A 23,433-nucleotide genomic window follows, 5' to 3' on the forward strand; every position below is an offset into this window, starting at 1 on the left:
GTTTATTCCGTCATGGTCCGCATGGCCTCTTCGAGGTCATCAAACGGCTTATTAAGTAAACGACATTGATAAGCATTGGCGCGAGAAAGAACTTGAGGAGAATTATAAGCAGTCATGATGACGAACTTCTTGCTGATCTCTTCTGCGGAGAACTTCTTCTTAGATTCTTCGATTACGTCGAAACCTGAGATGTCCTGAAGCATAAGATCACAGATGATTCGGTCATAGTGATTGTTCAGAATAAGATCAATGGCGATTTTCCCACTGGCAGATACGTCCACTTTGAGCCCACGACGCTCAAAAAGCTTCTTAAGAGATTGTTGAATGAGGATCTCGTCCTCAATAATCAAAATGGTGTTCATGTTCTAGGTAGCGTCAGCCTGAAGTGGGCGCCTTTACCGTTATTATTAACCAAATATTCTAAATTACCACCCATTTTTACCGCCAGATTTCGAGAGAGCACCAGCCCTAGTCCAGTACCCTGAGATTTAGTGGTAAAAAATGGTTTAAAGAGCTGAGAGCATTTGTCTTCAGGAATACCTGGGCCGTTATCAATGACATCAATAAACACTGATCCTGCGTCTGTACTTACGGTAAGTTCAATTTGGCGAGGAGTGGTCATATTTTTCATGGCCTGAGCAGCGTTTACAATTAGGTTAAAAAGAATCTGAACCACGAAAATAAGGGGAACATCCAACATTAAGTTTTCAGTATTGTCTTTGTATTCGATGGTCTTTCTGACTTCACGGCCTTCGCTTTTAGACAGAGTAATAGATTCATCTACGATCTTTTTGATTGAGACCGGTTTAGTTTCTGTCTGGACCTGATAAAGGTTTGAGAAGTTCTCAATGATCACCTGACAGCGATTAATGTTTTTCTGGATCTCCGCCATAAGTTCTTTACTGTCGGTGCTCACGTCCATGGTTGCAAAAAGCTGCGAACCAAGTTTTAGACCGAAGAGTGGATTACTCAATTCGTGGCGAAGGGTATTTAGTAGCTCCCCCAGAAGGGAAATACGCTGAAAGTGGAACAGATCGAAAGCATAGTGACGAAGTTCATCACTGTCATACAGATCTAAAGTAAAGGGACCTTCAACTTTCTTATTAAAGAAGATGTCTTTTTCTTGAAGCTCGCTGGTGTAAAGATCGTTCATGAACGAAGTCCCCGTCACACCATCACGGATGCGAAGTGGAAGCGGAAAGTCTTTCAAGCACACGCGAAGCTCAGAAATTCGTTTATCCGAGAACTCCTGATCAATCAGACGCTCAAAGTGAGGCTGTAGAAGATCAATACAAGTCTCAAAAAGTTCAATCTCATCTTTGCTGTAACTTAAAAAGTCATGACGAGAAACCACTGCTACCAGGGAGTATTTACGGGACATCACTTCTTTCGCAAGGAAACTTCCATTGAAAGGAAGGTTCATCTTGTTGAAGGAATCAGTCGAGAAAGATTTAATCTTGGATTTTTTGATTGAGTTGAAGAAGGCGTTAAATTCTTTAACTTCAACCAAACTTTGAGTCTTCTCTCCTCTCCAGATAGTGCCCAAGAGCTCTGCCTTGGTCTGCCCTTTAAGGTGAAGAATAATAATAGAACTTTCAAACTTTTGAAGGAAAGGAACATCCAAAAGTTTTTCCACCAGACTACGGAGACTGTGAGACTCGTTGGAGATGAGATTTACTTTCTTAATGATTTCATCCCAAAGGTCTTTGACATTTTCTCCGGGATTCAATGAAACGCTGGAATAGATTTTTTTCTCGATCCCTTGAGTGGTCTTAATGAAGCTATCAAAAGCATCACTGCGGGTCAGAAGGCCCGACTCCACCATGGCACCATCAAGTGTGCAAACAATGTTTTTACGGTAATAAGGAAAATCACAGTGCTCGCCATCGGCGAAATTCACCCAAAGTCTGTCACCTTTTTTGAAGAGCGCGATTTGAGATTCCGTCTCCTCTACTAATTTAAAACGCGAAAGATTCAGGTTTTCAAAATCAGTAAGTATGACGGGATCAATGAATAACTTTACGTATTCAGAAGTTTCTTGGTCTGAGGTATTAGGTCTATTTTCCACTGGGTTAAGTTATCTTTTAATTCATACTTAATCAATTCTTCCAATGCCACCAGGTCCTGCTTTGTTTGCGCCTGGTTCATTGCCTTAAGAATAAACAACAGATGGATGTGAGACTCTTTGATCCCTTTGATGGTTTGCTGCTTCCTGGCCATGATGGTTTTAGACAATAAGGTGGTGAGTTCCACAAATTGGCCAATGTCCTGGGTGAGCTTGCTGACCTTACGGTTCCAGAAAAACTCGCGTTCCGGATTAAACTCACCAATGGTCTGAATGTCGAGGAGAATATCTGATAAAAACTCTAAGGTTAACCCAATAGTGTCAACGAGGAAATCTTGATTATAAGAAGGAGAAGTCATCCCTGACATAAGTCCATCCCTGATATTTATAATCAAATGTTAACTTCGTTTCTTTTTAATGTCACAGAAAATAATTCATGGAGGGCCTCAAGGGCCTGATGTTCTTCGGAATAGGTCAGAAAACTGTTTTGGGCCTGCTCATGGAGAGTTTGACCGCCATTTTGGCCGCGACGGATACGGTAGAAATCTAAAAACGGTCTTAGGAGCGAATGAGAAGCAGAAATTTGTTCGGCCACGACATCAATTTCGCGAAGGTTTTTAAGATGTCCTTCGATTTTATGGGCGTCAGAAGTCTGGGCCTTAGATTCATGATAAACGGTATCAATGGAAACCATGGCATAGTCATGAAGGCGTAAAAATTTAGTGAGCACCTCATGATGAGTCTTAAGAAGATCAATTTGTGAAGGAAGGCATTTGATCACTTCCAGATTCACGTCAAAGAGATTCAAGAGAAAGTTCCAGAGCACCAGATGTGACTGATAGAACGGATAATGATCATCACTATTTGTATGGCCCTTTAAATAGGCGCCAAAAATATTTTCATGATCAGTACTGTAAACCGCATATTCTGAATCAAGTGCGCGTTCTTTATTTTCAATCACCGGTGACACTAAAGGCAAAAGTGCATTGGCCTTAAAAGTTTTTGTCTTAGAGCTGATGAAGAAATGACCTTCACCATATGGGAGAAGATTAAAACCCTGGAAGTTTGAAGAGAGAAAAACTCCCCGTCCCCCAGCTTCACAAAATTTGATCGCCGAGAGAGTGGCCGGACCTATGTAAAGCGTATGTGAAACATCTGAAACGAGATCAATTTCAGAGATGTCTTTAACTTGAATATGAGAATAGGTTTGAGTCAGAAGATTAATAAATTCTTCCTGCTCGGCGGAAGGAAACAAACTCGTGCTCGTCATTCCGTAAGCGATCTGACGAATTGAACCTGTTCTTTCTTGTCCACGTAGATTTCCACGAAGACCCAAAATGTTTCGATAAACGTCTTGTAAATGAAAAGTCAGAAATGGCGCTCGGGCCTTAAGGGTCAGTAGATATGAAGACCAAAGATCCGGAACAACGAGTTCACCATTTTTGAGATGAGGACCAATCTTAGAAATAGCGTTCACGCTGCCGTGAATTTCCCAACTGGTTTCTTTTAATGAAAGGTTTACGCTGATGTCATAACGAGAGGCCAGGGCCTTTTTTGTGTCTGTCGTAAAGCCCGTCAAGACCGGAGACGTACGGTCATAAACAATGCCGAACGCTTCTTCATTCACCAGAAGCGTCAGTTCGAAATCTTTTAAATGAGATTGATATTTTTCGAGGACCTGAATGGTCTCAAATAAAAAGTAAGCGTCGTCTTGTTGGATGATTAATAGCTTTTTCACAGCTACTTCACATCATTCAGGTTGTAGCCCTTGATGTTTTCGCGACTGCGGGCAGTCTGTTCGATCTCAAGCTTAAGTGAGGCCTGATACTCTTGGAGTTTTACCAGGAGTTTCTCATCCAGCTTTTTGATGTAATCAATCTGGCGGTTAAGGTCAGCACGTTTCTCGTCTGTCACTTCGTTCCAGTTGATTTGAACAGAGATCTTATCAATGATTTGGAGCAAGCGCTCACGATTGGCCGTGAAGGAATCCAGTTGTGTGCCTTGTGAAAAGTCACACTCCAAGATGGCCTCGGTCATCGTGATCGCCTTCATAATGAATTCTTCGAAGAGGAGGGTTAGTTTATCCATTAAGCGCTCTTAACTGGTGTTTGGGTTTTAAGGTTTTTAATCGCCTCGGTCCAACCATCGTAAAGAGTGTTAAGTACTTTCAGACAGCCTTCAAGATGGCTCTTTTCGATCTTGATGTTCGCCTGTGTACTTGAATAAAGGATATAGTCATAAAGTGAAGCAAGTTCTTTTGCCACTTCACCACCAACTTCAAAGTCGAGACTGTTAGACAGTTCAACGATGATGTCTTGCATTTTGCCGATGTACTCGCCCTTCTTAGCAACGTTCTTTTGTTCGATTGCTTCGATGGCCTTCTTACAGTTTTTAATGGCCGCTTGGTAAAGCATAAGCAGGATTTGTTCCTTGCTTGCTGTTTCTACAGATGTCTTTTTATATGCACCTAAACCGTAGCTCATTTGGACCCTCCTCCAATGTCGCTTACTATTTTATCATAATTGCTGAATGCCCGGTGGGGCGGCAAAACCTGCAAGTCCCGCACCCTGACCTTTGATTTTAGAAATTGTCTCTTCCAGTCGGGCAAACTTCGCCTTCAGGATTTCTTCCTTTTGGCCAATGATTCGCTGACGATTGGCGATCTGACGATCAATCTGATTGATTTGGCTTTGTAGACCACCCTTACGTGTTGGTAGAACACCTGTGGGTTGAGAAAGCAGGGTCTGGGCAGTGTCATCGAGAATGTCGATGAAACCTTTGGATTTACCACCTTCAAGTGAATACTTACCAGTCAGAGTTTGTGACACTGACTTATAATTTTTTGAAAGGGCCGCCTCAAATTTCGCCTGATCGAATTTCAAAAGACCATCACGTTGGAAGGTCACACCCAGGTCACCCATTCGCATAGGTCCCGTATCTGTCATCACCGATGTGAAAACCGCCGAACGAATTCTGCTTTCAATGGTAGTAAGTGTTGAGTCACCACCCAGAGTTCGTGAGGTATCGGTTTTTTCATCGAGTGAGTTTTGCTCTTTAATGAATTTTAAAACGTTGTTGATGTTATCAATGAGGCTGTTGACCTTACCACCGATCTTCTGAACGTCTTCGGTAATTTCGATATTGATCTCTTCACCAGGCAGGGCCTTTTTAAGATCAATCGTCACACCTGGAATGAGATCAGTGACTTTATTGCTTGGAACTTCAATTTCAAATCCATCGAGTTTTACTTTAGCGTCCTGAGCAGGGCGCTCTTGTTCAAAGTAAAGATCGACTTCACCATCCACCAAGTAAAGATAAGGGAATTCAACTCGGTTGTTATCACCGGTCTCAGTTAATGAAACAATTAAGCGCCAAGGCTCATCTGAGTCTTTACCATCGTTCACGACATTGGCCTTCATGCCAAGTTCGGCGTCACCATTAATGAGCTTTGCAATCCCGCTCAATGTGGCGTGCTCTTCATCCACGTAGATTTCTTTTTCTTCTCCATTCGGAAGAACCGCACGAATATAACCTACACCAACATAGGTCTTATCTTTGTCTTCCACGCCATTGCTGATGGCGGAAGATTTTTGAGCGAGTTGAACGACTTCTAATTGGTATTTACCGGGGTCTGCGATGTTTTTATCTGCCGTCACATTGATGTGTTTGCTGTCGCCGGTATTAATGGCCAATTCACGGAGAGATCGGGCGTTTTTATTTTTAAGAATTTCACCACGCATGTTTTCCACCAGCGTAGTAAGCTGTTGCACGAGAGACTTTTTGTCGTTGATCTTTCCCTTACGGGTTTCCATCTGCTGAAGAGGAATTTTTTCAGCTTCAACAATTTGCTGAACAATGTCCTTAGGCAGACCTGAATTGATTGATCCGAACGAAATCCCCAAATCTTTCCTCCATGAAAGTAAGAGATGATTGGAGTCGGGTAAAATTCCTATCTACCCAGTATAAATCGTAGCATGTGGGTTAGTTGTCGCAAGCGGGAAGAAACTGCTGTAGAATGATATCTACTTAAAAGGAAAAAGAGAGAAGGTGAACAACTCCCTCTCTCTTCTTCAAAATCAGTCTATAGGTCTGGGAGCTTTTTTAAAGTCCCACTGTTCTGATCGGATAATATGGAAAATGCTTTAGCGAAAAACTCAAATATTATGTGGGAAAAGTCGAAGTTCTTTATAAATCGACTACTTATCTATTTTTCTTTTTTGCTATTGCCTGTTTGGATCCAGAAGACCCTAGAGATTAATATCTTCGTTCAATCTCTTTTGATGTTGGCCTACATCGTTTTCATGGCGGGCCAATGGTATTTATTAGGTAAAGAGATTGATCATCGTTTAAAAATTTACTTCCGCGCGAACTCAAGTATCGACCGTGTTCTTTATCGGGTCCTTATTGGTAATGCCACCATGATGATTATATTTAACATCATGACTTTTATCCCAGAGGGGATTGTTCGACATTTCTTTTGGGGCTTTTTCGTGATCCTGGGACTTTTTTACTCATGGCCCACACGAGGAAAGATCATTGAAGAATCTGTATCGACGCAGTTTACGGAATATAAATATCTCGACTCATTTGAGAAGACGGTATTGTTTCTGACCCTTGCCATGTTCATTACCAGCATGCCGAGCTTTCCATTCTTTAGTAATCTAGAGACATTCAAACTCATCGTAGATCCAGAAGAGAAAATGCATTCGCAAATCTGGAACTACCTCTTCATGAATTTCTATCCGTTCCGGAGATTCCCACATCTGGTGAATCTTGGATGGAGTATGCATTTTTATTTCGTAAACTTTGGGCTGTATCTCCTGGCGTTCTATGGAATCATGCGCTTTTTTATGTCCAGAAGGCTTTCGATTTTGGGACTTTTTGCTCTGGTTTCGACCTGGTCTTTTGCGCTCTTCTTAAAGAAAGATCCTTATATTGGTGCCGCCACTTGCTTCTCTGTTTTATGGGTGTGGTCGATTCTTTGGTGTGTGAAAAGTTCAACCTATCGTTCTGGTCTTATGTACGGGCTTCTTTGTTACACCGGAGTGGTACTAAACTATAATAATATTTTTTTATTTCCAGTGGGACTGGCCCTCCTCTATTTCTTCTTCTTAAAAGAAAGTACGGATTGGTATCGTTCACAATTTGTGAAATACACTTCGCTTGGCATGTTTCTCATTCTGATAACCATGATCACCCACATTGATCTGAGGTTCTTTGAAAATGCCTTCACGCTCAAACAATTTGGCTCTTATTTATCAGTGGTCATTAAGCGTAAGGCCTTTTACGCTCTCTCGTTTTTGGGTCTAGTGTCGCTTCTGATTATGAATTTCAAGCCAGAGCGAAAAACACTTACAGTGTTAACTCTCGACGTAAAACGACTGCGTGAATTTAGCATTCTTGTCCTATGCCTTATTGTGCTCTCGCTTACTGTCGATAAAGATATCGCACAGAGCTTTGGTCTTTTGTGGTTCGTTGTCTTCTTGTGTATTCTTCCCCTCGAGTGGATTTTTCAATCAATCTCGCGACTTCGTTCGCGGCGAAATTTCATCTACATGATTTATGTGATCCTGTGTCTTCTAGATTCTCACTTCGAAGGACGCATTAGAATCATGTACAACTTCTATGAATCACCGCCGGATATAGTTGAGCTAATCAATCGTGGGCCATAAGTTAAGATCTTAGATTTACTTACTTTTTAAATAATTCTTTTGCGCCGAATTCAGGAGAGTTGTTACAATATTTGTAAGAACGAGAAGAGAATTAATCTCTTCATCGCGATCAAGGAGGACTTTTGTACAAGGCACCCTTAACCGCTACTGTTTTCAAAGATTTCTCGTCTTGCTATCAACATTTCTCGTCTCAAAAATCCCGTAATCCAGATCAACCATTTGTCTATGTCGATGCTTCAGGTGTGAAGTTAGTGACTGATGTTGTGGATGCTGAGGCGACTGCAAGTGATGGAGTTTTCGCTCTATCAATGGCCCAAGACGGATATATAGAGATGCTGGCCTTGTATGAAGCTGGTTAATTAAATTTGTGGAAAACTAATTTAGTCAAGAAATTGGAGAGAAAAAAACGAAAAGGGAGCCGCAGGTTCCCTTTTTTTATGTGCTTGAAATTGTTATAGTGAATCGGTGCAGTGTAAGAACAGTTTAGAAATTACAACAAAAACCATTGTGGAAAACTGGGGATGATTTGTGGATAAACAGCATTTTTTGAGCAATTCTTTGGCCAAAATTATGGTTGCAGAATTGTCGGCCATTAATGATCTCGTGCGCCGATACCCAAAAGCAGACATTCAATTCAAGCAAGATGGTTCACCTGTTACTGAACTCGATTTGTTTTTATCTTCCCATGTAGAACTTCTAATGGAGCGTCACTTTAAAGGTGTGACCTTTTACTCTGAAGAGAAGTTTTCTGATTGGAACTTTCCTTTACTTGCTCTGGATCCTTTGGATGGAACTCGTGAGTATATCGAAGGTCGTCCCGAGTGGGCCCTTTCAATTGGATTATTTAATACAGATAAGTTTGAAGGTGAAGGCTGGGTCTATAATCCTTTGACCCAGGAACTCTTCGATGCTCCTTCGAAATTTGAATTTCCCAAGAAATCCACTTACCGTGGAGAAGTGTCTCGCTCTGAGTGGAAACAGGGGCTTTTTACAAACAAATTCACCGAGAGATTCGAACTTCAAGCGGTAGGTAGTATTGCTTATAAGCTTGGTCGTCTTGCCTATGGGAAATGTGATTATGTTGTCAGTCTTCGTCCGAAAAACATCTGGGACATTGCAGGTGGAACAATACTATGTCAGCAGGCAGGTCTAAAATTTTACTCTCAGGGAAAAGAAGTCAAAGACGTAAGGAAGCTCTACGAGCCTCCTCTTATTTGGTGCCACGAGAAGCTTTTTTCGGAGCTTTCAAAGATTTACCCGTAGAAGCACAGACATCTTTCAAATTACAAAGATCACATTGTGGACGGCGGGCAATACAAGTGCGGCGTCCAAGGAAAATGAGAAGGTGCGAAAGCATTGTCCACTGCTCATTTGGAAAGAGCTTCATGAGATCTTGCTCGACTTTCTCTGGCTCAGTTTCTTTCGTGAGTCCTAGAAGAGCTGCAGTTCGTTTTACGTGAGTATCAACCACAATCCCAGTATTGATATTGAAAGCGTTACCTAACACCACATTGGCGGTTTTGCGACCCACACCCGGAAGTTCACTCAGCTCTTCGACCGTTTTGGGAACTTGGCCTTTATGAAGGGCCACGAGGTCCTGAGCACAGCCGATGAGGCTCTTACTTTTGTTACGAAAGAAGTTAATGGACTTAATTGCCTCTTCCATATCTTCGAGTTTCGCTTTCGCCATTTTTTCAGGAGTTGGGTACTTTTTAAAGAGGGCCGGGGTCACCATGTTCACGCGAGCGTCGGTACACTGAGCTGATAGGATGGTGGCCACTAGTAATTCAAATGGATTAGAGTGATTTAGTTCGCAATGGGCGTCGGGATGGACCTTAGAGAGTCGTTCATACACTACAGAGGCAAGTTCAGATTTTTTCATGCTCTTAAAGTAGCAAAGTTGGCCTAAATCGACAAAGCCTGCTAGAAGGAAAGGCTATGAGTAATTTTAAAGTCAAAGACCACTATTTTAATAAGGCAAAAAGTGAAAACTTCCTTGCCCGATCAGTTTATAAGCTGGAAGAGATCGACGAGAAATACAAGATCCTTAAACCAGGCATGCAAGTGGTTGACTTCGGTTATCATCCAGGATCATGGATTCAGTACACCAGTCGTGTGATTGGTGATGAAGGCCGTGTGGTGGGAATTGATGTCCGCGAGGTTAATAAAAAATTATCTGGCGTAAAAAACGTGCGCGTTTATCAAAAAGATATTTTCGATATTCATGATCTTAGCCAGTTAGAAGTGGATGGTCAGTTCGATGTGGTTCTGTCTGACATGGCGCCAAACACAACTGGGATCAAATCTCTGGATCAAGACCGCAGTCTTAATCTCGTTGAATCAGTCTTTGGACTTCTTCCTCGTTTCTTAAAACCAGGTGGAAACTTCGTCATTAAGGTTTTCGACTCTCAGAACGCTCAAAACTATCTGAAAGAGCAGAAAAACCTGTTTAAAGAGTTCCATTATCTGAAGCCCAAATCTACCCGCAGTATTAGCAAAGAATTTTTTGTCATTGGAAAGAGTTTTAAGGCATAATCTCTTTCATGGTTTTTAAGGATTTAAACCGCAAAGGCAACTTTGCTCTTCTAGGCGTTCTAGGCGTGGTCGCGCTGGCTACTTTCCCTGCTTGGGGAAATCTCAATTTTATTAAGGACAACACACTTTTCTCTCAACCTGCCACTCCGGTGAAGCCGGATCCTGTTGCAGATGATTGGAGCAAGATCGTGTCTCGTCACCAAAGTTGGGTAGATCAAATCGATTACGACAGTTCAAAGTACCACGTTAAGTACACCTTCAACGATGAACTGGAGACGTTCATTAAGAAGCAATTGTCCCTTTATAGGCCGGACTATACGTCTGTTGTGGTCATGGACAACGAGACCGGAAAAATTCTCGCGGCAGTGGATTACGCTCGCTCGCAGAATATTTTTGGTCGAGACCTGGCCTTTTCTACCACTCACCCTGCTGCCAGTATTTTTAAAGTCATTACAGCGGCCGATCTTTTAGAAAACACTCACATTAAAACTGATACCGAGTTTCACTTTACTGGCCGTTCGACGACTCTTTATCGTAGCCAGCTAAAAGAACCAAACGGTCCTCGCCGTTGGGTGAGAACTCTTGATTTAGAAAAGGCCTTCGCAACTTCTAACAATGTCATCTTCGGTCGTACTGCCATTGAAAACCTCACTCCTGCCGGTCTTAAAAAGATGGCGGAGAAGTTTGGCTTCAACCGCAGACTTCTGGAAGGTGTGAATCTTGCTCCATCAGTTTTTAATATGGCACAGGATCAATACAATCTTGCTGAGTTCTCTTCAGGTCTTAATAACAAGACCATGATGAGCCCGGTGCATGGTGCGGTGATTGGTTCAGTGGTGGCCAACGGCGGTCTTCTTCGTTATCCGGTTGTGATCGAACAACTTGAAGGGATCTCTGATAAGAGAACAATGTTTCCTCCGATTAAGAAGGACGAGATTGTTCTGACCCCTAAAACTGCTGAAGATTTAAGAACTCTTTTCATGGCCACGATCACTCAAGGTACGGCCCGTTCTTCATTCCGTCGCTCAAAGTATCTTTTGGAAAAACTTGAAATTGGCGGAAAGACCGGAAGTCTTACTGGTGGTGAGCCATATGGAAAGCGTGACTGGTTTGTGAGTTATGCCAAGTCACTTGAAGATAAAAATGATAAGGGTATTTCAATTTGTGTCATGATCGTTAACCAGAAGAAGTGGTACATCAAGTCTCCGCTTTTGGCGAAAAACATCATGGAGTATTACTACGCGAACCTTTATCCACAAAAAAAATAAAAGGTGGACCTAATGGAAGAAAATTCTAACCCTGAAACTGTTACGCCTACACCAGAGGTTGCTGCTGGTGCCGCTCAGCCACTTATTAACAAGAAGGCGAAGTTCATCAAGGAAGTGAAGTCATTTACCTTGATCATTCTTTCTGTTCTGGTTTTCCGTTCTGTGCTTTTCGAGCCATTCAAAATTCCGTCGGGCTCCATGATCCCAACTCTATTAATTGGTGACTTTATCCTGGTTAATAAGTTCTCTTACGGTTTTAAAGTTCCTTTCAGTGACTGGTTCACTGATCCGGTTTACCTAACTGGTCCAAGCACTCCTGAGCGAGGGGACGTTATTGTGTTCAAATATCCAAAGGACACAAACCTTAACTACATTAAGCGTGTGATTGGTCTTCCGGGTGACACGATCGAAGTGATCGACAAAGTTGTTTACGTAAACAACAAGCCAATCGAAACCAAAGACGTGGACGGGAAGAAGATCCTGGAAGATATGGATGATCGTTATAAGTCTTATCAGTTCCGTTTCATGGAAACAAAAACTGGAGACAAGACTCACATCACACAAGTTGATATGGGGAACGATTACTTTGCTAACTACTACAAGTTTACCGTTCCGAAGGACAACTACTTCGTGATGGGTGATAACCGTGACTTCTCAGCAGATTCTCGTCGTTGGGGAACGGTTCCATTCGGCCATATCAAAGGTAAGGCCGTTATGATTTGGTTCTCGCTTTCAGTGCCTTGGCCATGGAGTGAGGACGAGCAGGAATCATGGAAGTTCCGTCCTTGGAGAATTGGAACAATTATTCATTAAAAAGGAAGGCCCCGTTTGGGGCCTTCTTATTTTAGGACAATTTTTGTTTCGCCATCGTTCCCAGTCTCTGGAAGCTCACCCTGAAAATCTCTCGAACGTTTTAAATAGTCTCTTAACCAGTTTTTTAGTACCCCATCACCATGGCCATGAATCACGCTGATATAAGGCACGTCTCCTGATAAAAGATCACCCAGGGCCTTTTCAATCAAGTTCTGGAATTCGGAGAGTCGCATCCCGCGTACATCAAATTCTAACTGAGAATTCGAGGTTTTCACAAAACTCACAGAAACTTTTGGTTTGGCCGGAGCGCGTTTTGAACGGCCAAGAGTAGTCACCGGAACTGTAAGTTTAATGGGCCCCTTTGCAATCGTGACTTCACGACGACGAAGATCCACTCCTTGAATGGTGAATTCTTTTTTAAGTGTATGCGAGTAAACGGTGTCACCGGATTTTACTTCTTCGATGGTGAGATCACCAACTGGGATTTCTTCTTCCACGACTTCGATGCCGCGAAGTTTATCAATCTGAGTTTTAAGTTGGTGAGACTTATCATCAATGCGTTTCACTTTCTGAATTTCATTGCGACGAGCTTCTTCAACCAAGGCACGCGCCTCATTTAGGATTTTATCGACTTCCTGCCGGGCCTTGGTGAGTTCTTCCTTCATACGAAGATTTAGAATCCCTTCCATGGCACCTTTCTGGTTTTTCAGTTCTACTTCCAACTGGCGGTTGGAAGTTAAGATTTGATCCAGTTCAATTTGTTTCTGGGAAACTTTTTGAAGAAGAGTTTCATAGCTCACGTTCTTGGCACTTAAGTGTGAGAGCGCTTTGCCAGGAACATCTTTCACTTCCTCGTGGCCACGAGAAAGAATACGGAAAATATCAATCGCCATGGAAGCACCCGGCGTGCCCCATTGAATTTTGTAAGTTGGTTTCATGTTAGTAGTATCAAAGCCCACGTGACATGAAATGTAGTTTCGATCCTGATGAATCAGGGTCTTAAACATTTGGTGGTGGGTTGACACCACAATATGACAGATCGCGCGCTTATGAAGCTCATCGAAGTAGGCCAGAGAGAGAGCTGAGGCCTCATCTGAGGACGTTGAGTTGAAGATCTCATCAATCAGAATCAGGTTCGACGGCAGAATATTTTCCATCAGATCAATGTAGTTTTTTACTTCACCTGAGAATGAAGAAAGACCTACCTGAAGATCTTGAAGATCGTTACCGAAATAGAAAACACCTTCATAAGGATACATTTCAGCTTCGGCCGCGGGTACGAAGAAGCCGTGGTAGAACAACAAGTAAGCAAGGGTGATCGACTTAAGGAAAACAGTCTTACCGCCAGTATTGGGACCAGAGATAACAATTCCATGATTACCTTGATGGCAATCAGCACTGTTCTTTACGGCATTTTTAATCAATGGGTGAAAGAGCCCGGTAAACTTAAATCCTGGAGTGGATCTGATTGATGGGCACTCCAGATGGTATTTCGTGGCAAAATCAGTTTTAGCGAGATAAAAATCAATTCTTCGAACATGATAAAGGCATTCAGAGATGAGTGCGGAATGTTCACCTAAGAGGCGAGAAAATTTCATGGCGAGTTGATTAATAATTTCATCAATCTTCGCAATAAGCTCTAAACGACGGTTACAGGCGTCCCTTACTTCAAAAGGCTCAACGAAGAGAGTCTGTCCTGATTCAGAACGAGAAACAATGAGACCAAGATCTGAACGATAGGAATCAGATCTGACTGGAACTACAAAACGGTCGTAGTGAACGTCGTAACTATTGTATTGAAGGACCTTCTGGTTGGCGGCATTGTTGATCCACTCTTGAACGGTCTTTCGAATTTTATCTTCCAATTCTCTTAAACGACGATTCAGGTCTGCAAGTTCCGGATGGCGTTCGAAGTGAACTTCACCTGAGCTATCAACCAAATGACGAAATTCTCTTAGAAACTTTCTTTGGATCGTTTGAAAATCCATCTCGGAAATTTTTTGAAATTCGGCGATCTTAAATTTTGGAAGATCTTGCTTAATAAACTGGGCACTTTCAACCAGCAGAACAACTTTATTGAGTTCACTAAAATGCAGGACACCTTCTTTAGTAACGTGCTGAATATGGCGATCCAAAGATTCATCCGCCGGGAGTTTCCCGAAAAGCGAACCTATGATTTGACGGTAATCATCTTTAAATTCTTGAAGATAAGTTTGAGTACGAATGAGTTCAGTTGAAAGGTCTTCCCAACGATTCGCAAAGAGCTGCGTCACGAGGCCTTTCTTATTCGATTCAAAATACGCGAATTGAGATATAATGCCTGAAAGGACATCCCATTCGACTTGTGCGTGATGCACGGAGTGTTGAGTAGTGATAAGATTAATCGTCATATGATCCAATACTATCTAGATTTAGAGAAACAAGTTAAAAATATCAAAGAAAAGGCCCTCTCCCAAGGGCAAATCCAGAAGATTTACAGTACTGCTTATTTTATCTCTTTATCAATTCGCGCTCCAGGTAAAACCTGGCATTTATTCTTTGGGCGGGGAGGCGGCCAGGAAGGGCTGTGGCTTCATGATTCACCTCCTCCATCCGAACTAAGACGAAAAGATAATTTTCTGGAGTATCTTCGTCGCCACTTAAGTTCATGCAGTTTCCTTGATGTCTCTTTGGATAAGTTTGATCGGATTGTGAAGATCAGCTATCAGAAGTTTGGTGAAGAACAGTCCTTTTTATTATTCTGGAAAGGACGAAAATTGTACTTTCTTCATCACTATCAAGATCAACCAGAAACACCTTTTAAATTGTTATTAAGTTGGCGGGGAAAAGCGTTTGTTCCTGGACTCGAAATTGATGACCTTTATTCTTATTTTGATGAAATCGGTCGCCACCATGACATGAAACATGACATGGCCTCTGCAGGGATTCCTGGAATGGAAAAACTTCTGGAAGATGAACTCAAGACATCAGCATTAAAGGGCATGAATTCCGCTCCAACTTTCCTTCAACGTAAAAAAGAAAATATTGAAGATGACCTTCGTCGCACTCGCCAGTGGGAGAAACTCCAGACGATTCTTGATAAAGGAGAGTCGCTGGACATGTATGAGCTTAAAGTCGGTGATCATAAGATTAAGTTTGAAGGCGAACTTAATCCTTATGAGCGAAGAAATCTTCTCTTTCAAAAAATTAAAAAGTTAAAACGCGGCGAAACCATTTTAAGTGAGAGACTTCAAAGCGTGACTGAGCAGTTGGCAGGAACGAAAACAACCGTCACTAAAACTTCTACCATTCCCATCACAAGGCCAGTTTGGGGAGAAGAGAAGTCACCTACTTTTCAACCACCAAAAAATTCTGCAGATGAATATAAAATCCTGTCTCTTGAGAATTGTCAGATTGGCGTTGGTCTAAACTCTCAAGGCAACGATCAATTGAGAAACAAGTGGGCCGGCAAAGAAGATTACTGGATTCACCTCGACGGGCAAAAAAGTTCTCATGTAGTGATAAAACTTCCACAGGGGCACGCCTTGGACCCACAGATTCTGAACCTTGGCGCCTCAATAGTTGCCCATTTTTCTCACTTTAATGCTGATTGGATCCCTATTATCTACACCCAGGTGAAAAATTTGAAGGGTGTTTCCGGGGCCGCGGGTATGGTAATATACAAAAAAGAAAAACATCTACAATGTCCCAGAGTTAATCTGGACCAAGTAATTAAGGACTGATTATGAAGGCCCTACTTTGTTTACTGTTTGTTACATCTACCGCAGCTTTTGCTCAAGACCCAGGCACATACCTCAAAAACTTTGATAACAAAGTTTACTCTCTTAAAAGTAAAGGTGTTGCTGATTTCGTGGTGGACATCGAGAGCAGTAAATTAACTAAACAGATGAATGATCAGCAGGTCTTCGGAAAGGTGAAGGAAGTTGTTTTTCGCACTTATTGGACCGCAAAACCGGAGCGATTAGCAATTGAAGTTGAAGGACTTCCAGAAGGTTTTAAAGAAGTGAAAGAAGAGCTTAAGGCCTCGCTTCTGGGAATGATGGACAATCTTCTTCCTCCAACGATGGCCCAACGTTTTCCAAACTATAAGCTTTCGAATGGAACAAATCCAAAAGAGATTCTGGCCCAAGATACTTCAGGCGCAGCTCCAATTCCAAGTTTCGTTTTGAAGTTTGATAAAGACGATAAACTCACAGAAGTTGTGGGACAAAGGCCCATCGGAACTCTTGTGATTAGTCCAGTATATGTCAAAGAATCATTCACTGATGGTCGCTATGTACTGAAAGAGCAAACAACGGTCAGCACTGAAGGCGGACAGACTGTAACCATCAAGAAAGAACTGGATTATGGAAACTCGCAGGGTATTGGTGTTTTGACCGGGGTTGAAGTGACCACTGAACAGAAAGGTCAGAGCGGAAAACCGGTTTCTTCGACGGAAAAGCTCACTTTTAAAAATTACAAAATCAATACAGGCGATGCCCTGAAATACTTCCTTGGTGAAGGAACCAAAGAAATTAAAAAACAATAAACCTGATCAGAATAGTTTATTCGTTTTTAGAGTGCTTCTTTCTTGAGTGGCACATGTAAGAGGTTATAATGATTTAATAACTTTCTTAAGGTGTATACGTGCGTTCAATAGTCTTGTCTAAAAGTGGTATCAATAAAGTTCGAAGTCATTCATCTGAATTAAAGGCCGCTGATTTCGAAGGTTCAATTAAATCCGTACCTCCGGGTGAGTGGTGTCTGTTTCAATTATCTCCAACGGATGTGTATGTAGGTTTTATCAATCCCATGATTGAGGAAAAATACACTTGCGCTTATCTGGTGGGAAAAATCACGACTGAAGAGCTTAAAACATTTTCGGCGGAAAAGTTTATCTCTCAAAAGATTAAAACCGCCTTTGATAAACGTCAGCGCTATGAGACCTATCGCGCAGGTGCCAGGCTCTTCTATGGAGCGAGTGATGGGCTCCCGGGTCTGATTGTTGACGGCTTTGAAAATGCTTCGATTATCCAGATCAATACTGCTGGAATCGACAAATTTCGAGATCAGATCAAATTAACTTTTGAAGAACTCACTAAGACCAAAAGCTATTTCTTAGATAATGCTAAATACCGTGAAAAAGAATTTCTTCCAACGTTTGAGGCGGAAAAATTTCCGGATTTGGATGTGATGGAAAATGGTCTTAGATATAAGATTCGTTCGGAGGTTTTACAGAAAGTCGGTTTCTACTATGACCATCGTGAAAACCGTTATCAATTAGTAAGTCTCCTGAAGCGTTTAAGCAATAAACCAAAACGCGGGGTGGATCTCTTCAGTTACGCCGGGGCCTGGGGCATGAGTGCTCTTTCCGGAGGTGTAGAAAGAGTTGAGTTTGTGGACCAGGGAGACTTTTCAGTTGAAGTCGGCACGGCCCTTGAACTTAATGGATTTGATGATCGCGGTGCTTTTCATCGTCAGGATGTTTTTAAATTCCTGGATGAAATGATTAATAAGCAAACAAAGTTTGATCTTGTGCTTTGTGATCCTCCGGCATTTGCCAAGAGTGCTTCTCAAAAAGATCAGGCGCTGGAAGGTTACAGCAAACTCCATCGCAAGGTCTTAAAGTGCGCTGCTTCGGGGAGCATCTGTGCTTTCTCTTCTTGTACTCATTATGTTGGGCATGATGAGTTCCAAAAAAATATTATGGATGCTGCTAGAAAAGAAGGTCGTAAGATCCAGTTAATTTACAGTGGAATGCAGGGTTGGGACCATCCGGTAACTTCTCTCGAAGATAAATCTAATTACATTAAAAGTTATTTCTATTTTGTGGAGTAAAATATGGTTTTGCAGGAAAAAGCCCATACAGTCATTAAGCAGGCTAAAACAATCATCTTCGGGCAAGATGAACTTCTAGAGTCGATCGTGGCCGCACTGGTGTGTGAAGGACACTTACTTATTGAAGGTCTTCCTGGTCTAGGTAAGACTCTCAGCGTGTCTGTCATGAGTAAGCTGTGTGATCTTCACTTTCAGCGCATTCAATTTACTCCCGATCTTCTTCCTTCGGATCTGATTGGTACCATGATGTACAATCAACAGAAGCAGGAATTCTCAACGAAGTTCGGTCCCATTTTCACACAGCTCGTATTAGCGGATGAGATCAACCGTTCTCCGGCAAAAGTTCAGGCCGCTCTTCTTGAGGCCATGGCCGAAAAGCAAGTTACGATTGGTGATAAGACCCATAAACTTCCAACTCCGTTTGTGGTGCTTGCAACTCAAAACCCGATTGAGCAGGAAGGAACATACAATCTTCCAGAAGCACAGCTTGACCGCTTTATGATGAAGATCTCTGTGGATTATCCGGATTTCGAAGCTGAGAAGAGTGTTCTGGGCCTTAAGCCCGCTCAACTGGATTTAAAGCCAGTGATTAATCAGAATGACTTGTTCGAAATGAAGGAAAAAGTCGAACAAATCTACGTGGACGAAAAAATCAAAGACATGATCATCCGAATCGTTCACGCCACACGTCCGGGAAGTAAGTTTTTCCTGAAAAAGTATGACGGTGCCATTATCGCGGGCGCTTCACCACGTGCTTCAATCTGGTTATTTAAAATTGCAAAATTCAGGGCCTTCATGGAAGGAAAAGATTTTGTTTCTCCAGATCACCTACTATCAATTGTGCCATCAGTTCTAGGTCACCGTGTGATTCCTTCTTATGAAGCTCAAATTGATAAACTTAACACAAGGAATCTAGTGGCGACCATCGCTGCGAATGTGATCTAAGTATGAACTTAAAGGAAATCGAACGCGTTGTTGGGATGATCCAGACGCACATTTTCAGAAATTCTAATGCTTATTCTGCAGGCATGCTGAAATCGCATTTCCGTGGTTCTGGGCTTCAATTTCGTGAGCACCAGATTTACGTTCCTGGTGATGATGTTCGTTTCATTGATTGGAAGCTTTCTGCCAGATCACAAAATACATATGTAAAGACCTTTGAGGAAGAGCGTAACGTTGAAATCGTCGTGATGATGGATCTAAGTCAAACGCTTCTTTATGGATTCGAAGACGTGTCTAAACTTCAGGCCATGATTGAAATTATCGGTCTTCTCTACATTCTTGCCGGTGAGACCCATGATTTAGTGAGAGTGGTGATTTGGTCCAGCAAGACCATCAACCTACCGCCTAAAAAAGGAAAAGAAGGTCTGACCCTTTTTATTTCTATGCTCGAAAGGCTTGGGCTGATTGATGAAGACGGAAAAGTCATCATAAAGCAGAAAGGAAATCTTAATTCTCACACCGAGGAAAATAAGATCGCTCAAATTAAGTCGTTTCTCGCTCGTAGGAAGGAAGTGATTTATCTGGGTGACCTAAGTCTTGTGAAGAACAAAGAACTTTGGGGAAAGATCCTGGATAAAAAAAATATGAATTGTTTCCGGATTTATTCTCCAGTGGACAAGAACACCGATCTTCCCTTCCTGTTTAAGGCCAAGAATCCTCTGACTAACCGAGGTGTGGTAACTGATCTTAAGAGCATGGAGAAAGATCCTCTCTTTATGAAGCAGCGATTTAAAGAAATCGGTGTTCATGAACGTTATTTGGAAAAATTTGTAAAAGAGCTAGTGTGATTAAATATATTGTTCTCTTTATTCTTCTTGTTCCTTGCCTTGCTTTCGGTGCGAGCGCTCTGAATTTAGATTTCGGGAAAAATGAAATCAAACAAGGAAGTCTGGAAACTGCAAAGATTCTTTTAAAGGCCGATGCTGTTCAAAGAGTGCCTCTTCAAAAACTAAAAGGTCAGACCCTCGCTGATACACTATACTTCTATGACGTCTCTCCACTTATGAGGAAAGAAGGAAGTGATTATTTTGAGGCAGAGGCCAAAGTCATTTTTGCCAAGGCCCCAGAAACAAATGCACTTGGCACAAAATTTGGAGAGGAAGATCTTCTTATTACCTGGGGCAATTCCCAAGTATTACCAACTGAGGCCGCTCAAGGTTTTATCTTTGGCAAATTTGAAATTCCTTCTCGTCCAAAAATTCTTCTTTGGCTATCCGTTACTCTGGGAGTGGGGATACTTGCCTTTCTTATCATTTGGGGAAGAAAGAAGTATTTAATTAAGACCACGCTTAAAAAGAAAAAGCGCGCTCTTAAACAAGAACTTCTAAGTGCCACAACCTATCAGGAAGTGGTGGACCTTTGGAAAAAGAAGCACAAATTTTTTGATGAGTTTCCTCAGGTCGAAGAACCTTTTAAGTCTTTCGAAGCAGTATTATTTAAATACCAATTTAAACCTCGCCAGAATGAAGCGGAAATTTCTCAGGTGATTGAAGCTTACCGAGACTTTGTTCGTAAGGTTGAAGGAGGATTAAATGGAATTTAAAAATCCTCTGCTTCTTTGGGCCGGAGTTATTGCAGGAATCATTTGGGCGATTGATTATTGGAAAATATTCCAGCGCGCTCAGCTTTACTTTCCTCTTAACCAGCATAAAGTTTCTTGGTGGAAGAACGGTCTTCGTATCGTTTTATTCTTAATAGGTGTTGTGGGCTGGGGATACTTAAGCTATTCCCTTATGCAGCCTCGCAAGGCCCAGAAATTTTCTCCAAGTAGCGTTGAAGTGAACGACATTGTCCTTTGTATTGATGTGTCCCGTTCAATGCTTGCAGAAGATATCAGACCTAACCGTCTGGAAGTTGCCAAAGAGCGCATCCGTGAATTTGCTCGTCTACGCCCGACTGATCGTATCTCTATTGTTATTTTCTCTGAGAAAGTCTTTACTCTTCTTCCATTAACAACTGACCCATCACTAGTTGATAAAGTATTGTCTGAAATTTCAATCGGCTATTTAGGAAGTGGTACAAACATTGGTGATGGTCTCGCTCTCAGTGTGGCCCGTGCCGTGAATAGTGATACTAAGAACAAGGTCATCGTTCTTCTCACTGACGGTGTGGCGAACGTAGGAACCATGACGCCAATGCAGGCCGCAGAAGAGGCCAAAAAATATGGAATCAAGGTCTATACAATCGGTCTAGGAACGGATGAAGACGCCAAGATTCCTGTTGGTAACGGAATCTTTGGAACTCAATACCAACTTATTCCTGGTGGTTCCATTGACTATAAAGTCTTAAAAGAAATTAGTGATCTCACCGGTGGAAAGTTCTATCCGGCCAAGAGTGAGAAAGCACTGAGAGACATTCTGGATGATATTCAGAAGTTGGAAAAAACTGAAATCAAAGTAAATCATCAGGTGGTTTACGATGAAAAATACTATTCATATCTCTTAATGGGAGTGGCGCTGATCTTTGGAGTTGAGGTCTTACGTCGATTGCTCCTAAAGGATGTGGTATGAACTTTAACCAACTGACATTTTGGCCCGCCTTGTTGGTGTGTTTTCTCGTTTTTATTGTAATTGTGGTGCTTCTTGAGCGTCGATTTTTTAAATTAGTTAGAACTTACTGGTTTTATAACCGGAGTTTTTTTAGCTACCTTTCAACCTTGCTCTTTATCGCTGGCATGGGAGGTCTTCTAGTTAGTTTACTGGATGTGCGTGGTCCGGAAGAAAAGATCAAGACCGAAGTCCCTCAGGACAGAACGATTATTCTCATTGATACTTCTGCCAGTATGTTGGCGGAAGACGTAAAACCAAGTCGTCTTCAAAAGGCCGCTCTAATTGCGAAGCACTTTGCAAGAAAGGCGGCAGGTCAGCAACTTTCAATCGTGGCCTTTGCAGAAATCCAAAAGAAGATTGTCCCTTTTACAAATGACATTGATCTGATTGATGCTCGTCTCGATAGTATCAAAACGCTTCGTAATCAATATGGATCATCTGCTCTTACATCTGCCATTCAGGAAAGTATTCAGTACTTTCAGGAGACCGGAAGTGAGGCACGGGGAAATATTTTAGTTCTAACAGATGGTGAAGAGACCGCTGAAGGAATTGATCTTAAAGTTCCCAAGGAAATTCATGTGGCCCTGGTCGGTGTTGGAACAGAACAGGGTGGAAGAATTCCTCTTGATGATAGTCGTGGGTTTCGTTTTGGGTATAAGAAAGACAAAGGTCGCGACGTTATCACAAAATTAAATGAAAAATTCTTTGAACGCGCTACCGCAGATATGCCATCGGCCAAATATTGGATCGCCAATAGTTACTCTCTTCCTTCCGAAGAAATTCTGGAGTTCTTCCAATCAGAGAAGGTCAGAGGTGATCAGCAACAAGATATGGTCATTAAACCGGTACTTATGGAGTGGATCGTTGTTCCTTCGCTTATTCTTCTCGTTCTTTCTTACTTCCTTAAAAATTTGAAAGTATTTTCACTTGGATTACTTTTAATCATGGCACCGGTGCAGGCCCAAGAACAGGCGCCTGCTCAGGAACTATCTCCTGAGGCAGTTGAACGTCTGAATCAATTGCAGAAAGGTGAGTTAAACCAATTGGAAAAGTTAAAACTTGCAGACGATCTTCAACAGGGTGGTTCTAAAGATGAAGGCCTTGCTCTCTATGAGGAAAATCTGCCTTCAAAAATTGATCCTGATCTTCCACCTGAGGCCTATTTGAACTATGGGACCGCTCTTTTAGAGAAGGGTGAAGTACAAAAAGGGCTGTCTGTTTATCAGAAACTTTCTGAATCGTTAAAGGGGAACCCTAAGGCCAACGAAATTAATGAGACCATGAATAAAAATATTGTTTCATTCTTTAAGAAACAAGAAGAGCAGAAGAAGAAAGAGAAAGAAAACAAAGACAAAAAAGAAAATAAAGATCAGCAAGATCAAAACCAGCAATCTGGGAATCAAGACCAAAAAGATCAAAGTGGTAAATCGGGCCAGCAGCAGAAGAAAGAATCTGGAGATAATCAAGACCAGAAAAAAGAAGATCAAAAGAAAGATCAGTCTGAGGAAAAGAAAGACGAATCAGAAGATCAGGATAAAAAAGAACAAAAAGACCAGGAAAACCAAGGTGAGAAGAAACCAATGCCGCCTAAAAAAGTTCCTGCGAAATTGAAACAGCTCATGTCGGACGACCGTCAACTTCAAATGAAGATGATTGAACAAGGCACGAGAGATTTAAATAAGAAAAAATCCAGAAAGAGTAAGGACTGGTAG

The 23,433-nt window shown here is 41.9% G+C and carries 23 protein-coding genes; 14 read left to right on the forward strand and 9 right to left on the reverse strand.

Translation table 11 applies throughout. The annotated features are described in order from the left end of the window. Nucleotides 1-2 precede the first annotated feature (2 nt). The 7 genes from ACJVC5_RS05885 to fliD are packed head-to-tail and all read right to left on the reverse strand — an operon-like array spanning nt 3 to nt 5,967. Nucleotides 3-362 carry a response regulator gene (locus tag ACJVC5_RS05885; protein ID WP_408098440.1) on the reverse strand — a complete coding sequence of 120 codons (360 nt, stop codon included), beginning with the start codon at nt 360-362 and terminating at the stop codon, nt 3-5. Then, complete coding sequence (locus ACJVC5_RS05890; RefSeq protein ID WP_408098441.1) at nt 359-2,068, reverse strand: sensor histidine kinase; 1,710 nt, start codon at nt 2,066-2,068, stop codon at nt 359-361. The genes ACJVC5_RS05885 and ACJVC5_RS05890 overlap by 4 nt, the downstream gene beginning before the upstream one ends. Then, nucleotides 2,020-2,433 carry a hypothetical protein gene (locus ACJVC5_RS05895; protein ID WP_408098442.1) on the reverse strand — a complete coding sequence of 138 codons (414 nt, stop codon included), beginning with the start codon at nt 2,431-2,433 and terminating at the stop codon, nt 2,020-2,022. Before ACJVC5_RS05895 ends, ACJVC5_RS05890 begins: the two co-directional genes overlap by 49 nt. Before the next feature lie 23 nt (nt 2,434-2,456). Beyond that, entirely contained in the window at nt 2,457-3,803 is a 1,347-nt protein-coding gene (locus ACJVC5_RS05900) for a hypothetical protein (protein ID WP_408098443.1), read from the reverse strand. A 2-nt stretch (nt 3,804-3,805) separates the two neighbouring features. After that, the gene (locus tag ACJVC5_RS05905) at nt 3,806-4,153 is read right to left on the reverse strand and encodes a hypothetical protein (RefSeq protein ID WP_408098444.1); all 348 of its coding nucleotides are present in this window, start codon (nt 4,151-4,153) and stop codon (nt 3,806-3,808) included. Then, nucleotides 4,153-4,548, reverse strand: coding sequence for a flagellar export chaperone FliS (gene fliS, locus ACJVC5_RS05910; RefSeq protein ID WP_321396106.1), 396 nt, complete (start codon nt 4,546-4,548; stop codon nt 4,153-4,155). The genes ACJVC5_RS05905 and fliS overlap by 1 nt, the downstream gene beginning before the upstream one ends. A 33-nt stretch (nt 4,549-4,581) precedes the next feature. After that, nucleotides 4,582-5,967 (reverse strand): flagellar filament capping protein FliD, encoded by a 1,386-nt coding sequence (gene fliD, locus ACJVC5_RS05915; protein WP_408098445.1) that lies wholly within the window; start codon nt 5,965-5,967, stop codon nt 4,582-4,584. Nucleotides 5,968-6,282: 315 nt separating this feature from the next. On the opposite strand from fliD, the gene ACJVC5_RS05920 reads away from it, so the two are divergent. From ACJVC5_RS05920 to ACJVC5_RS05930, 3 genes are all read left to right on the forward strand, one after another. Continuing rightward, entirely contained in the window at nt 6,283-7,737 is a 1,455-nt protein-coding gene (locus ACJVC5_RS05920; RefSeq protein WP_408098446.1) for a hypothetical protein, read from the forward strand. A gap of 122 nt (nt 7,738-7,859) precedes the next feature. Continuing rightward, on the forward strand, nt 7,860-8,096 hold the full coding sequence (locus ACJVC5_RS05925) for a hypothetical protein (protein ID WP_408098447.1): 237 nt from the start codon (nt 7,860-7,862) through the stop codon (nt 8,094-8,096). A gap of 169 nt (nt 8,097-8,265) precedes the next feature. Then, nucleotides 8,266-9,000, forward strand: coding sequence for an inositol monophosphatase family protein (locus tag ACJVC5_RS05930; RefSeq protein ID WP_408098448.1), 735 nt, complete (start codon nt 8,266-8,268; stop codon nt 8,998-9,000). On the opposite strand, the gene nth is transcribed toward ACJVC5_RS05930, so the two are convergent. After that, nucleotides 8,948-9,619, reverse strand: coding sequence for an endonuclease III (gene nth / locus ACJVC5_RS05935; RefSeq protein WP_408098449.1), 672 nt, complete (start codon nt 9,617-9,619; stop codon nt 8,948-8,950). The two genes, ACJVC5_RS05930 and nth, sit on opposite strands and share 53 nt — an antisense overlap. Before the next feature lie 56 nt (nt 9,620-9,675). Here nth and ACJVC5_RS05940 point away from each other — a divergent pair, with 56 nt between their 5' ends. Genes ACJVC5_RS05940 through lepB form a run of 3 tightly spaced genes read left to right on the forward strand, consistent with a single transcriptional unit; the run spans nt 9,676 to nt 12,353 of the window. After that, nucleotides 9,676-10,272, forward strand: coding sequence for an RlmE family RNA methyltransferase (locus ACJVC5_RS05940; RefSeq protein WP_408098450.1), 597 nt, complete (start codon nt 9,676-9,678; stop codon nt 10,270-10,272). Nucleotides 10,273-10,280: 8 nt separating this feature from the next. Further along, a complete protein-coding gene (locus ACJVC5_RS05945) occupies nt 10,281-11,540 on the forward strand; it encodes a penicillin-binding transpeptidase domain-containing protein (RefSeq protein WP_408098451.1) in 1,260 nt (419 codons plus the stop codon). A gap of 12 nt (nt 11,541-11,552) precedes the next feature. Beyond that, a complete protein-coding gene (lepB, locus tag ACJVC5_RS05950; RefSeq protein WP_408098452.1) occupies nt 11,553-12,353 on the forward strand; it encodes a signal peptidase I in 801 nt (266 codons plus the stop codon). Nucleotides 12,354-12,379: 26 nt separating this feature from the next. Here lepB and ACJVC5_RS05955 read toward each other — a convergent pair whose 3' ends face one another. Beyond that, a complete protein-coding gene (locus ACJVC5_RS05955) occupies nt 12,380-14,743 on the reverse strand; it encodes an endonuclease MutS2 (protein WP_408098453.1) in 2,364 nt (787 codons plus the stop codon). Here ACJVC5_RS05955 and ACJVC5_RS05960 point away from each other — a divergent pair, their 5' ends adjacent. The 8 genes from ACJVC5_RS05960 (at nt 14,744) to ACJVC5_RS05995 (ending at nt 23,433) form a co-directional block, all read left to right on the forward strand. Next, nucleotides 14,744-16,075 (forward strand): NFACT RNA binding domain-containing protein, encoded by a 1,332-nt coding sequence (locus ACJVC5_RS05960; RefSeq protein ID WP_408098454.1) that lies wholly within the window; start codon nt 14,744-14,746, stop codon nt 16,073-16,075. It begins immediately after the preceding gene. 2 nt (nt 16,076-16,077) lie between these two features. Then, nucleotides 16,078-16,881 (forward strand): hypothetical protein, encoded by an 804-nt coding sequence (locus tag ACJVC5_RS05965; RefSeq protein ID WP_408098455.1) that lies wholly within the window; start codon nt 16,078-16,080, stop codon nt 16,879-16,881. Nucleotides 16,882-16,979: 98 nt separating this feature from the next. After that, nucleotides 16,980-18,170, forward strand: coding sequence for a class I SAM-dependent rRNA methyltransferase (locus ACJVC5_RS05970; protein ID WP_408098456.1), 1,191 nt, complete (start codon nt 16,980-16,982; stop codon nt 18,168-18,170). A gap of 3 nt (nt 18,171-18,173) precedes the next feature. Then, the gene (locus tag ACJVC5_RS05975) at nt 18,174-19,115 is read left to right on the forward strand and encodes an AAA family ATPase (RefSeq protein ID WP_408098457.1); all 942 of its coding nucleotides are present in this window, start codon (nt 18,174-18,176) and stop codon (nt 19,113-19,115) included. A 2-nt stretch (nt 19,116-19,117) separates the two neighbouring features. Continuing rightward, complete coding sequence (locus ACJVC5_RS05980; protein ID WP_408098458.1) at nt 19,118-19,960, forward strand: DUF58 domain-containing protein; 843 nt, start codon at nt 19,118-19,120, stop codon at nt 19,958-19,960. Beyond that, a complete protein-coding gene (locus ACJVC5_RS05985; protein WP_408098459.1) occupies nt 19,957-20,715 on the forward strand; it encodes a hypothetical protein in 759 nt (252 codons plus the stop codon). Before ACJVC5_RS05980 ends, ACJVC5_RS05985 begins: the two co-directional genes overlap by 4 nt. Further along, a complete protein-coding gene (locus ACJVC5_RS05990; RefSeq protein ID WP_408098460.1) occupies nt 20,705-21,682 on the forward strand; it encodes a VWA domain-containing protein in 978 nt (325 codons plus the stop codon). The genes ACJVC5_RS05985 and ACJVC5_RS05990 overlap by 11 nt, the downstream gene beginning before the upstream one ends. Then, nucleotides 21,679-23,433 (forward strand): vWA domain-containing protein, encoded by a 1,755-nt coding sequence (locus tag ACJVC5_RS05995; RefSeq protein WP_408098461.1) that lies wholly within the window; start codon nt 21,679-21,681, stop codon nt 23,431-23,433. The genes ACJVC5_RS05990 and ACJVC5_RS05995 overlap by 4 nt, the downstream gene beginning before the upstream one ends.

The sequence above is a fragment of the Peredibacter sp. HCB2-198 genome, assembly GCF_045999315.1.
In the GTDB taxonomy this organism is placed as follows: Bacteria; Bdellovibrionota; Bacteriovoracia; order Bacteriovoracales; family Bacteriovoracaceae; genus Peredibacter.